Source organism: Pantoea dispersa (assembly GCF_019890955.1).
Classification (GTDB): domain Bacteria; phylum Pseudomonadota; class Gammaproteobacteria; order Enterobacterales; family Enterobacteriaceae; genus Pantoea; species Pantoea dispersa.
The window spans coordinates 3,234,724-3,246,742 of sequence record NZ_CP082346.1 but is presented as its reverse complement, the minus strand read 5'-3'; the positions used below and the strand labels follow the sequence as shown (position 1 = coordinate 3,246,742).

General features: G+C 58.7%; 13 protein-coding genes. 5 read left to right on the top strand and 8 right to left on the bottom strand.

Going from position 1 to position 12,019, the window contains the following annotated elements; translation table 11 throughout:
- Window positions 1–21: 21 nt before the first annotated feature.
- Window positions 22–528, top strand: a complete 507-nt coding sequence (secM, locus tag K7H94_RS15265) for a secA translation cis-regulator SecM (protein WP_222951282.1) — start codon at window positions 22–24, stop codon at window positions 526–528.
- 71 nt (window positions 529–599) lie between these two features.
- Window positions 600–3,305, top strand: a complete 2,706-nt coding sequence (gene secA / locus K7H94_RS15260) for a preprotein translocase subunit SecA (RefSeq protein WP_222951281.1) — start codon at window positions 600–602, stop codon at window positions 3,303–3,305.
- A 40-nt stretch (window positions 3,306–3,345) separates the two neighbouring features.
- Here secA and K7H94_RS15255 read toward each other — a convergent pair whose 3' ends face one another.
- Window positions 3,346–3,732 carry a winged helix-turn-helix domain-containing protein gene (locus tag K7H94_RS15255; RefSeq protein ID WP_021507552.1) on the bottom strand — a complete coding sequence of 129 codons (387 nt, stop codon included), beginning with the start codon at window positions 3,730–3,732 and terminating at the stop codon, window positions 3,346–3,348.
- Between the two features lie 185 nt (window positions 3,733–3,917).
- Here K7H94_RS15255 and mutT point away from each other — a divergent pair, with 185 nt between their 5' ends.
- Window positions 3,918–4,313, top strand: coding sequence for an 8-oxo-dGTP diphosphatase MutT (mutT, locus tag K7H94_RS15250; protein ID WP_010618124.1), 396 nt, complete (start codon window positions 3,918–3,920; stop codon window positions 4,311–4,313).
- Window positions 4,314–4,339: 26 nt separating this feature from the next.
- Here the strand turns inward: mutT and yacG are convergent, their stop codons facing one another.
- Genes yacG through coaE form a run of 3 tightly spaced genes read right to left on the bottom strand, consistent with a single transcriptional unit; the run spans window position 4,340 to window position 5,902 of the window.
- On the bottom strand, window positions 4,340–4,537 hold the full coding sequence (yacG, locus tag K7H94_RS15245; RefSeq protein ID WP_021507551.1) for a DNA gyrase inhibitor YacG: 198 nt from the start codon (window positions 4,535–4,537) through the stop codon (window positions 4,340–4,342).
- An 8-nt stretch (window positions 4,538–4,545) separates the two neighbouring features.
- Entirely contained in the window at window positions 4,546–5,289 is a 744-nt protein-coding gene (zapD, locus tag K7H94_RS15240) for a cell division protein ZapD (RefSeq protein ID WP_222951280.1), read from the bottom strand.
- 4 nt (window positions 5,290–5,293) lie between these two features.
- Complete coding sequence (gene coaE / locus K7H94_RS15235; protein WP_058780442.1) at window positions 5,294–5,902, bottom strand: dephospho-CoA kinase; 609 nt, start codon at window positions 5,900–5,902, stop codon at window positions 5,294–5,296.
- A 207-nt stretch (window positions 5,903–6,109) separates the two neighbouring features.
- On the opposite strand from coaE, the gene K7H94_RS15230 reads away from it, so the two are divergent.
- Complete coding sequence (locus K7H94_RS15230; RefSeq protein ID WP_021507548.1) at window positions 6,110–7,150, top strand: GMP reductase; 1,041 nt, start codon at window positions 6,110–6,112, stop codon at window positions 7,148–7,150.
- A 30-nt stretch (window positions 7,151–7,180) separates the two neighbouring features.
- Here the strand turns inward: K7H94_RS15230 and hofC are convergent, their stop codons facing one another.
- From hofC to nadC, 4 genes are all read right to left on the bottom strand, one after another.
- Window positions 7,181–8,380 carry a protein transport protein HofC gene (hofC, locus tag K7H94_RS15225; RefSeq protein WP_141496250.1) on the bottom strand — a complete coding sequence of 400 codons (1,200 nt, stop codon included), beginning with the start codon at window positions 8,378–8,380 and terminating at the stop codon, window positions 7,181–7,183.
- On the bottom strand, window positions 8,373–9,761 hold the full coding sequence (gene gspE / locus K7H94_RS15220; RefSeq protein WP_150059253.1) for a type II secretion system protein GspE: 1,389 nt from the start codon (window positions 9,759–9,761) through the stop codon (window positions 8,373–8,375). The genes hofC and gspE overlap by 8 nt, the downstream gene beginning before the upstream one ends.
- Entirely contained in the window at window positions 9,754–10,203 is a 450-nt protein-coding gene (gene ppdD, locus K7H94_RS15215) for a prepilin peptidase-dependent pilin (RefSeq protein ID WP_222951279.1), read from the bottom strand. Before ppdD ends, gspE begins: the two co-directional genes overlap by 8 nt.
- Before the next feature lie 176 nt (window positions 10,204–10,379).
- A complete protein-coding gene (nadC, locus tag K7H94_RS15210; protein ID WP_222951278.1) occupies window positions 10,380–11,276 on the bottom strand; it encodes a carboxylating nicotinate-nucleotide diphosphorylase in 897 nt (298 codons plus the stop codon).
- A 182-nt stretch (window positions 11,277–11,458) separates the two neighbouring features.
- Between nadC and ampD the strand changes: the two genes are divergently transcribed.
- On the top strand, window positions 11,459–12,010 hold the full coding sequence (ampD, locus tag K7H94_RS15205; RefSeq protein WP_010618114.1) for a 1,6-anhydro-N-acetylmuramyl-L-alanine amidase AmpD: 552 nt from the start codon (window positions 11,459–11,461) through the stop codon (window positions 12,008–12,010).
- Window positions 12,011–12,019: the final 9 nt, after the last annotated feature.

The following is a 12,019-nucleotide window of genomic DNA, read 5'->3' as shown; positions in this document are numbered from 1 at the left end:
GACTGGTATGATGGACGAAAGGTGATCGGGATTTTCTCACGCTGGCGACAACTCGGCAGACGCTATTTCTGGCCTCATCTCCTGTTGGGAATGGTGGCGGCCAGTTTCGGCCTGCCTGCCTGTGCACAAAGCGCAGAGCCCACCAGCAGCGATTCGCCGGTCAGCAGCCTGTTTACCGGCAAGGTGGTGCGGTTTGATCACCTGATTCGCCTGCAGGAAAGCGCGCGTCGCCCCAGTTTCAACGTTGACTACTGGCATCAGCACGCCATCCGCACCGTCATTCGCCATCTCTCATTCAGCATGACGCCGCCCGCAACAGCGGAAGCGGAACATGCATTGCCGCTGGCGGCGCAAAAGCTGGCGCTGATTGACTCGCTGCAGGCGCTGCTGACTTCGCCCGCGCAACCTTTAGCCACGATGGCACCGCCGTCGCGAGCGCATCATGTTTCGCCCAACGTTCACTCTTCTGCTGACTGGCAGGCTGCTATTCATGGCATCCGCGCCGGACCTTTCATTGCTCAAAGCTAACGTTATTTTCCTGTTTCTGTTTTTTGCCTTTGCAGCCCGTATTGTTACGGCTGAATTGAGATAAATTTATTATGTTAATCAAATTGTTAACGAAAGTTTTTGGTAGCAGCAATGATCGTACTCTGCGCCGCATGCGTAAAGTGGTCGATGTCATCAACAAGATGGAGCCGGAGTTCGTCAAACTGTCTGACGACGAACTGAAAGCGAAAACCGATCAATTCCGCGAGCGCCTGAAAAAAGGTGAAACGCTGGATAGCCTGATTCCCGAAGCCTTCGCCACCGTGCGTGAAGCCAGTAAGCGCGTGTTTGGCATGCGCCACTTTGACGTGCAGCTGATCGGCGGCATGGTGCTCAACGAACGCTGCATCGCGGAGATGCGTACCGGTGAGGGTAAAACCCTGACTGCGACGCTGCCGGCTTACCTGAACGCGCTGAGCGGCAAGGGCGTGCACGTTGTGACCGTCAACGACTATCTGGCGCAGCGTGACGCCGAAAACAACCGTCCGCTGTTTGAGTTCCTTGGTCTGACAGTCGGTATCAACCTGCCGGGCATGCCGGCAGTGGCCAAGCGCGCTGCCTATGCAGCCGATATCACCTACGGCACCAACAACGAATACGGCTTCGATTATCTGCGCGATAACATGGCCTTCAGTCCGGAAGAGCGCGTACAGCGTAAACTGCACTATGCGCTGGTGGATGAGGTGGACTCGATCCTGATCGATGAAGCGCGTACGCCGCTGATTATCTCGGGCCCGGCCGAAGACAGCTCCGATCTCTATATCAAGGTCAACAAAATCATCCCGCACCTGGTGCGCCAGGAAAAAGAAGACTCGGATAACTTCCAGGGCGAAGGTGACTTCTGGGTGGATGAGAAAGCCCGTCAGGCGCACATGACCGAACGCGGTCTGGTGAAAGTGGAAGAGCTGCTGGTCAGTCAGGGCATCATGGATGAGGGCGAATCACTCTACTCGCCGACCAACATCATGCTGATGCACCACGTGACGGCAGCACTGCGCGCCCATGCACTGTTCACCCGCGACGTTGACTACATCGTGAAGGACGGCGAGGTTATCATCGTTGATGAACATACCGGCCGTACCATGCAGGGGCGTCGCTGGTCTGATGGCCTGCACCAGGCAGTCGAAGCCAAAGAAGGTGTGGAGATCCAGAATGAAAACCAGACGCTGGCTTCCATCACCTTCCAGAACTATTTCCGTATCTACGAGAAACTGGCCGGTATGACCGGTACCGCTGATACTGAAGCGTTTGAATTCAGCTCCATCTACAAGCTCGATACCATCGTGGTACCGACCAACCGTCCGATGGTGCGTAAAGATATGGCCGATCTGGTCTACATGACCGAGAAAGAGAAGATTGACGCCATTATCGAAGATATTCGTACCTGTACGGCTAACGGTCAGCCAGTACTGGTGGGCACCATCTCGATTGAAAAATCGGAAGTGGTATCCCAGGAGCTGACGCGCGCGGGTATTAAGCACAGCGTACTGAACGCCAAATTCCACGCCAGCGAAGCGGATATCGTGGCGCAGGCAGGTCAGCCAGCCGCGGTAACCATCGCGACCAACATGGCCGGTCGTGGTACGGACATCATGCTCGGCGGTAGCTGGCAGGCGGAAGTGGCGGCGCTGGAAAACCCGACGGAAGAGCAGATTGAAGCCATCAAGGCGGCGTGGAAACTGCGCCATGATGCGGTGCTGGCGGCAGGCGGTTTGCACATTATCGGTACCGAACGCCACGAATCACGCCGTATCGATAACCAGCTGCGCGGCCGTGCGGGCCGTCAGGGTGACGCCGGTTCTTCGCGCTTCTATCTGTCGATGGAAGATGCGCTGATGCGTATCTTTGCCTCCGATCGTGTGTCCAACATGATGCGTAAGCTGGGTATGAAGCCGGGTGAAGCGATTGAGCATCCGTGGGTGACCAAAGCGATTGCTAATGCGCAGCGCAAAGTGGAAAGCCGCAACTTCGATATCCGTAAACAGCTACTGGAATACGATGACGTGGCTAACGATCAGCGCCGCGCCATTTACAGCCAGCGTAACGAACTGCTGGATGTCTCTGACGTGTCGGACACCATCAACAGCATCCGCGAGGATGTGTTCAAAGCCACTATCGACACTTACATTCCGCCGCAGTCGCTGGAAGAGATGTGGGACGTCCCGGGGCTGGAAGAGCGTCTGCGCAATGATTTCGATCTGGATCTGCCGATTGCCGAGTGGCTGGATAAAGAGCCGGATCTGCATGAAGAGACGCTGCGTGAGCGCATCATGAGCCGCGCCAGCGAAAACTATGCGGCGAAAGAAGAAGTGGTCGGCGCAGAAATGATGCGCAACTTCGAAAAAGGCGTGATGCTGCAAACGCTCGACTCGCTGTGGAAAGAGCATCTGGCGGCGATGGACTATCTGCGTCAGGGTATCCATCTGCGTGGCTATGCGCAGAAGGATCCGAAGCAGGAGTACAAACGTGAATCTTTCGCTATGTTTGCCGCGATGCTGGAGTCGCTGAAGTACGAAGTGATCAGCACCCTGAGCAAAGTGCAGGTGCGGATGCCGGAAGAAGTGGAAGCGATGGAGCAGCAGCGTCGTGAAGAAGCAGAGCGTCTGGCACAGCAGCAGCAGCTCAGTCATGTCGATGACGACACCGCAGCGGCCGCTGCACTGGCGGCACAGGGCGGTGAGCGGAAAGTGGGACGTAACGATCCGTGCCCATGCGGCTCAGGTAAAAAATACAAACAGTGTCACGGTCGTCTGGCCTGATAACAAAAAGGAGCCCGCGGGCTCCTTTTTCTTTGGCTGATTAGCGGGTAATCGCCATCAGCTTCTCCTCATTCAGCCGCACGCCATGGTAGGGCAGCGTAACCAGCAGCCCATCCGGCAAACCATAGCGTTTCAACAGCGCCCGGCTCTGAAACAGCAGCTGGTGATAGTTGTTGTCGCTGATCCCCGGATAGCTCTCATTCCATACCGTGGCAATGATCTGCCGTTTCGACGTGATGCGCAGCAGCAGGCAGGAGAAGAAGCGCTTCTGTGCTTCATTAAGCGGGATGGTCTTCTGTTCTGGCCACCAGGTTAAGGTGTTCTGCGCGCTGTCGAGCGTCAGGATGTCGTGAAAAACCAAATGGCGTAAGGTATTCATCTGTTTCTGTGCGTCTTGCGCCAGAAACGTTGTTAGTTTGCGTTCCATGTGTAGTCGGCCTGGCTAGAGTAAAGTGGCTGCGAGTATTCCCAACATGGCGCCGTGCGATCATTACGACCTGTCTTAATAACTGGAATCTGTGCGACAGGATCGCGGTGAGGCCGACAGCAGTTAACATCGTCCGGCGTCTGCTTTAAAATCAGCGCTCACTCACTACAAGCGGAATCCAGCTTATGAAACACCTGCAGGTTGCGGTGGGCATCATTCGCAATGCCAGTCGTCAGATCTTTCTTGCCCAGCGCGCAGCAAGCTCGCACATGGCCAACAAATGGGAGTTCCCGGGCGGAAAAATTGAACAGCACGAAAGCGCAGAACAGGCGTTAAAACGTGAGCTGATGGAAGAAACCGGTATTGAGGTGACGGCGGCGAAAGCGATTGGTCAGGCCGACCACAGTTACGATGACCTGCGTGTTACGCTGCATTTCTTCCTGGTGGAGGGCTGGCAGGGTGAGCCGTGGGGACGCGAAGGTCAGCCGCAGCGTTGGGTCGAGCAGCGTGATTTAGTGGCCGATGAATTTCCACCGGCCAACCACGCCCTGATTGCCCGCTTAGTGGCGGGCGAGATTTAAACTCAGGGGCCGTGTGCCCCTGCCGATCACGACTGCTCTTCACTCCAGTCGTCACTCTCCGTCATGTCTCCGCTGCTGGGAATGCGTTTCTCCTCAGCGGCCCACTCGCCCAGGTCGATCAACTGACAGCGTTTGCTGCAAAACGGGCGCCACGGGCTGAGTTCATCCCACATCACGGCTTTACCGCAGTTGGGGCAAGGTACGGTAATCATCTCTTCCTGCATAACTTCCTCTAACAACAGGCTAATTCAAAATTCAGTCGCGCCGGCACTTCGCCGCGTTCGCTATCGAGCGGTAAAAAGCGGATGGCATAGCGGCTTTTATGACCAGAGACCTGCGGATAGAGCGCATCTTCCAGCGTCAGCTGCAGGCGCAGCAGGTCGGACCCTTCGGCGTTATCCTGATAAAAGCCGTTGAGGCTGGTCTGATGGCGAAACACGCCCGACTGACGAATCAGGTTGAGGATCATCGTCAGGCTGTTGCGCAGCGGATCGAGCGAGGCCAGCCAGCTATTCACCAGGGTATCGCGCAGCGCCTGTGGCTGGTGCAGCCAGATGTGTAAACCCGGCAGATCAAAACTGCAGCAGCCGCCGGGAATGCTCAGGCGCTGACGTACGGAGGCAATCAACCGGTCTTCGCGCAGCTGCTGGCCCATGCGCGGCGCAGCCATCAGCTCGCTGGATTGCTGCTTCAGCTGTTCGCGTAGCTGGCTGACAGTGTGTTCATCGACACCCGGCACATCCAGCCAGGCACGCAGTTTTTGCTGCTGACGCTCCAGCTCTTTTAACAGCTCGGTGCGCATATCGCCGCGTTCGAAGATATCCAGCAGGTCGCTAATAATACGAAACACACCCAGTGCGGCAACCGAGCTGTTGACCGGCAGCGTTTCGTGCAGCTGGTTAATCAAAAACTCCACGCGCAGCCAGGTGCGCATTTTCTCATTCAATGGGTGTTCAAACAGAACCACTGTGCTCATGATATTAATCCCGTCCGGTTGCTGCCAGGCGTAAATAGCGCTGGTGAAGTTCAGCAACGCGCGGCAAAGCCTGTTCCGGCGTGCCGCTGTTATCAATGATGTCATCTGCGCAGGCTAAACGCTGCTGACGGCTGGCCTGCGCGGCAAGAATCCGTTGCGCCTGGCTGAGAGAGATACCATCACGCTGGCGGGTGCGCTGCAGCTGCGTGGCCTCGTCGACATCTACGACTAATACCCGATCAGCCTGATGCTGCAGACCATTTTCTACCAGCAGCGGCACTACCCACATGACGTAAGGCGAAGTCGCCTGCGCCTTCAGCTGCTGGGTACGGGCGTTAATCAGCGGATGCAGCAGTTGATTGAGCCAGTTTTTCTCTTGCGGCTGCTGGAAAATAATTTCCCGCAAACGAGCGCGATAAAGCGTGCCTTCTGCGGTCAGAATCGATTCTCCGTGGCGTTTCACAATCGCATTGAGCGCAGGTGTGCCCGGTTCAACCACCTCGCGGGCAATCACATCGGCATCAATGATGTCGACGTTCAGCGCGGCAAAAGCGTTAGCAATGGTGCTTTTACCACTACCAATGCCGCCGGTCAGTGCAACGGTAAAAGGCATAGCGTTCTCTCAACATTTTCTCATCTGCCGCAGCGTGATGAGAGCCCGATCACAATCGGTTTTCTCAGCTAAATTTAACGGATTGTAGCTTAAATAAAGTGAAATTCGCAGTCTTGTCGCGGAACGAATGGCGCGTATGATAACGACACTGGAGCCGTGAGCGCTACCCGAACTGCGGTTCGTCGTCACTAACCAGGACACTCTGCTATGCGTATCGAAGAAGATGTAAAACTGGGCTTTAAAGATGTATTGATCCGCCCGAAACGCTCCACGCTGAAAAGCCGTTCCGAGGTTGAGCTGGAACGTACGTTCACCTTCAAACATTCAGGCCTCGCCTGGTCCGGCGTTCCGGTGATTGCCGCCAACATGGATACCGTCGGCACCTTTACCATGGCCGAAGCGCTGGCTGGCTTTAACGTGCTGACCGCCGTTCACAAGCACTACAGTGTTGAAGCGTGGCAGACCTTTATCCAGCGCGTACCGGCCACGGTGCTCAGCCACGTGATGGTCTCCACCGGGACCTCAGAAGCAGATTTCACAAAGTTAAGCGCGATCCTCGCGCTGTCACCCCAACTCAATTTTATCTGTATTGATGTGGCAAACGGCTACTCCGAGCACTTTGTTGCCTTCCTGCAGCGCGCGCGGGAAAGCTTCCCGGGGAAAACCATTTGTGCCGGGAATGTGGTGACCGGTGAAATGGTCGAAGAGCTGATTCTGTCCGGTGCCGACATTGTAAAGGTGGGAATCGGCCCGGGTTCGGTCTGCACCACGCGCGTCAAAACCGGCGTTGGCTACCCGCAACTCTCCGCGGTGATTGAGTGTGCTGATGCGGCGCACGGCCTCGGTGGGCAGATTGTCAGTGACGGCGGTTGCGCCGTGCCGGGCGATATCGCCAAGGCGTTCGGCGGCGGCGCTGACTTCGTGATGCTCGGCGGCATGCTGGCGGCGCACGATGAGTGCGAAGGCACTCTTGTTGAAGAGCAGGGCGAGCAGTTCATGCTGTTCTACGGCATGAGCTCCGAATCCGCGATGAAACGACATGTGGGCGGTGTGGCGGGCTACCGCGCCGCAGAAGGTAAAACCGTTCGTCTGCCGCTGCGTGGACCGGTCGCGGAGACGGTGAAAGATATCCTCGGCGGACTGCGTTCGGCCTGTACTTACGTCGGCGCAGAGCGCCTGAAAGAGCTGACCAAACGCACCACCTTTATTCGTGTGGCAGAGCAGGAAAACCGCGTCTTTAACCGCTGATGTGCCGTAACGGGCGCCGCGTGCGCCCGTTTAACGTATGGCGTCTCCCAGACCAAATACCGGCAGATACATGGCAATGACCAGCGTGCCGACAATCCCGCCAATCACCACCATCATCAACGGCTCCAGCGAAGCGGCGAGGCTATCTGCGCGGGTCAGCGTTTGCGCTTCGTGCCACTCCGCCAGCCGCGCCAGCATCACATCCAGCGCACCGGCCTCTTCACCGACGCGGATCAGCTGAGCGCACAGCGGCGTAAACAGCGGATGTCCCTGTAGCGCCTGATGCAGCGGCGCGCCAGCAGCAATGTGCTGCTGTAACGCCACGATGGCATCGCGCCACAGTCGCGCGGCCAGCGTCACTTCCACCGCCTGCAGGCTTTGCAGCAGCGTCAGCCCGGCCTGCTGCGTCAGTTGCAGAATTGCGTATATCTGGCTGAGCTGACCGCCGCGCCACAACGGGGCCAGCAGCGGAAGCCGCAGCAGCCACTGCTGGCTGCGCTTTTGCCACGCAACGGATCGCCGATAGGCCAGACGCGCCAGCCACCCGGACACCACACCGCACAACAGCAGCGGCAGCGCCGCCTGCTGCAACAGTGCCGACAGCGCCATCACGCCGGCGGTAAAGGCTGGCAGCGGTGCGTCAAAGCTGGCGTACACCGCAACAAATTCCGGCAGCACAAACAGCAGCATCCCGGCGCTGACCGCCAGCGCCACCAGCAGGATGAACAGCGGATAGCGCAACGCTTTCACTACCTTCTGGCGCAGAAACTGTTGCCTGCTCTGCTGTAGTGCCAGCTGGCGGCAACATTCGTCCAGTTGCCCGGTCAGCTCACCTACCTGCATCAGTGCCGGAAACAGCGGCGGGAAGATATCCGGCCAGGCGCGCAGCGCCTGTGAAAACGGCTCACCGGCCATGACCCGCTGTTGCAGAAGGCTCAGCAGCACGCGCCAGCCTGCATGAGGATGGCCGCTGGCCAGCAATGTCAGACTCTCCGCCAGCGGCAGCCCGGCTTTCAGCAACGTCGCCAGCTGGCGCATCAGGTCAATTTTCTGCTGCCACTTCCAGTCGCGCGCGCGCCAGCACTTGCCGCGTTGCCAGCTCACCACCAGCATGCCGCGATCGCCCAGCTGGCCGAGCAGGGCATCCTGCGTGGGCTGCAGCGACTCGCCCTCCTGCAGCAGGCCCATACTGTCCAGTGCCTGCCAGTGAAACTGGTAGCGATTAGCCATTGCCAAGGCCCACCACGCGCTGCATCTCCTCGAAAGAGGTGTCGCCGCGGCTCACCGCCTCCAGCCCGGCGGTCAGCAGCGTTTTCATTCCCTGCTCCGCGGCCAGCGTCAGCAGGTGCTCCAGCGGCATATCAGCCGAGATAGCGTTCTGCAACCTGCTGCTCATCGGCAGGATTTCAAACAGCGCCAGGCGGCCGTAATAACCCGAGAAGCAGTGATCGCAGCCGGGCGCACGCCAGGTTTGCAGCGTGCCGGGCCACATGTCGCCGGGCAGATGGGCAATCGCCTGGCCCGGCTGACGACAGTGCACGCACAAACGGCGCACCAGCCGCTGCGCCACCACCAGCTGTAACGCTGGGCCAAGCAGATAGCCGGGAATGTCCATCTGCCGTAAGCGGGTCAGGGTTTCGGCCGTCGAGTTGGTGTGCAAGGTTGAGAGCACCAGATGTCCGGTCTGCGCCGCTTTTACGGCGATGCTGGCGGTTTCAGCATCACGGATTTCGCCGATCATAATGACGTCCGGATCCTGCCGCAGCAGCGCGCGCAGGACGCGGTTAAAGTCGAGACCGCTCCGTGGCTGTACCTGCGTCTGGTTAATCCCCTGTAGCGGAATTTCCAGCGGGTCCTCCACGCTGCAGACGTTTTTCTCCGGCACGTTGAGGGCGCTCAGGCTGCTGTACAGCGTAAAGGTTTTGCCGCTGCCGGTTGGGCCGGTGACCAGAATCAGCCCCTGCGGTTTGGCCAGCGCGTTTTTCAGCAGGCGCAGCTGTGGCACCGGCATGCCCAGCTTATCGAGCGCAATGGCGCTGTTTTCGCTTTGCAGCAGGCGTACCACCGCTTTTTCGCCCTGGCTGACCGGCAGGGTCGACAGGCGGAACGCCGCCGGTTTGTCATCCATCTCCAGACTGAACTGGCCATCCTGCGGCAGCCGACGCTCCGCGATATCCAGACCGCCGAGGATTTTCAACCGTGCCAGCACGGCGGCGGGTGGGGCATCCGGTAACTGCGGCAGCGGATGCAGCACGCCGTCAATCCGCAGCCGTACGCGCAGCCCGTGACGCTGCGGTTCAAAGTGCACATCGGAGGCGCGTCGCTGTATGGCCTGGCGCAGAATCTGATCCACAGCGTGAATAGCGGACTCGGCGCTGGCCTGTTCGCGCGGTGCCGCACGGCTTTCTGGCTGGTGCAGCAGCTGCTCCAGCCGTGCGGCGGGCCAGCACTCGACCTCAACTGCACACTGGCTGGCAAACTGCAGCGCCTCTAGCAACAACGGGTCTGGCGCGTCCGCGACCGCCACGCGCAAGTGCGTGGCGTCATGGTGCAATATCACGGCCTGATAGCGGGCACACAGTGCCTGCAGGGTGCTATCCGGCTTATCCATTGTTTTCTTCCTTGTCGGCAAAGCGGAACTGCTCGAGACAGCTGTCGCGCAGGCTGGCGTTGTCGCTGGTGCAGCTGCGTTGCCAGCTGAGTGCGCCTTCCGCCGCATTCCATACCGGCAACATTGCAACGGTTAACCCCGTCAGGCTCTCCTGGCCGGTCAGCGTAATGGCACCATTGACTACGCTCAGGTTCGCCACATAGCGTGAGCCTTTGGCGGCGGGAATACCGCGCTCGCCTGCCTGACACTGCGCCGGTCCGCCGCGCTCAATGGCGCACAGCTCCACGGCAGTTTTATAGGGCACCATGGTTTGCAGCATGTCGGTCAGCGCGGCACGTTGCAGATAATTTTGGTAAGCGGGCAGGCCAATGGCGCTGAGGATGGCGACGATACCGATGACAATCATCAGCTCGATCAGGGTAAAACCGCGTTGTTTATCCATAATGAGGCTCCTTGTTGTGGAGCCGCAACGGTAAGAAAGGGCGGGGAAAAGCGGAAGGGGGCGCGTTTCAATCCCGGAAAGGGGCGCGCAGACAATGTAGCGCGTTACAGGCGAAGCCACATGATGATGGAAGCCGGCTCGCAATTTGCCGCCAGCACCGGCGGCATGGCCTTACGTCAGACTTCGCGAAAACGCATCGACAGATCGAGCGCCTGCACGTGCTTAGTCAGCGCGCCCACCGAGACATAATCCACGCCGGTGGCGGCGATCTGCGGCAGCGTCGTCTCCGTCACGTTGCCGGACACCTCCAGCAGCGCGCGCTTCGCCGTCAGCGTAACCGCCTGCTGCATCATCGCCAGCGTGAAGTTATCCAGCATGATGATGTCGGCACCGGCCGCCAGCGCCAGCTGCAGTTCGCTGAGATTTTCCACTTCCACCTCAACCGGCACATCCGGGTGCAGCCACAGGGCTTTCTCCACCGCTTTACTGACCGAACCGCTGGCAATGATGTGGTTTTCTTTGATCAGGAAAGCGTCGGACAATCCCAGACGATGATTCTGCCCGCCGCCGCACAGTACCGCATACTTAAGCGCGGTGCGCAGGCCGGGCAGGGTTTTGCGCGTATCCAGCAGCTGGGTATTGCTGCCAGACAAGAGTGCCACATAGCGGTTCACGGCTGTCGCCACGCCAGAGAGCGTCTGCACAAAGTTTAACGCGGTGCGTTCTGCCGTCAGCAGCAACCGCGCCGGTCCCTGTAATTCAAACAGCAGCTGATCGGCCACCAGCGGTTGGCCGTCTTCAACGTGCCAGGTAATGGAAACGTTATTGCCCAGCTGGATAAACACCTCTTCCACCCAGCGTTTACCACAGAAAACACCGGCTTCGCGGGTGATAACGCGCGCTTCAGCCTGCGCCGCCTGCGGCAACAGCTGGGCGGTGATGTCGCGCTCAGCGTCAACGTCACCGCCTAAATCCTCCTGAAGCGCGCGCGCCACGGTTTCCGGGATATCCAGCTGAATACGTTTAAGCAGTTCCTGACGGCGATATTCGGGATTATAACGACGCGACACCATGATTTTGCGGCTCCACCCTACGGATTACGTGCGCTCACCTTAGCCTGATTTTGCAGCTATTGCCAGCCACGCCAGGTGAAATGTTTAGTATCCTTAACTTGCTGGTGCCATAACGCATTAAGTCACAAGCAGCGAGGTGGAATCATGGTATTCTCAGCCAGATTTTGTTCAGGATAACAGGCATGAAACTGGAACACGGCTGGATCACGAGCGCACGCAAGGTGCCGTCGCCGCACTTTAATGCGCGGCCGGATAACGAAGCGCCGTCGCTGCTGATCATTCATAACATCAGTCTGCCGCCGGGCGAATTTGGCGGTCCGTGGATCGACCGGCTGTTCACCGGGACGCTACCCGCCGATGCGCATCCCTATTTTGCGGATATCGCCCAGTTACGCGTGGCGGCGCACTGTCTGATTCGCCGTGACGGTGAGCTGGTACAGTATGTTTCCTTTGACCAGCGCGCCTGGCATGCCGGCATTTCGCAGTTTGCCGGACGGGAAAACTGCAACGATTTTTCCATGGGCATTGAGCTGGAAGGCACTGACACGCTGCCCTACACCGATGCTCAGTACGCTACGCTGCAGCAGGTTACCCGCCTGCTGATGCAGCATTATCCGCTGACGCCGCAGCGTATCACCGGTCACAGCGATGTTGCGCCGGAACGCAAGACCGATCCCGGTCCGGCATTTGACTGGATACGCTATAAACAGGCTATCGGGCAGGAGCACCCCTGACACCGCAGG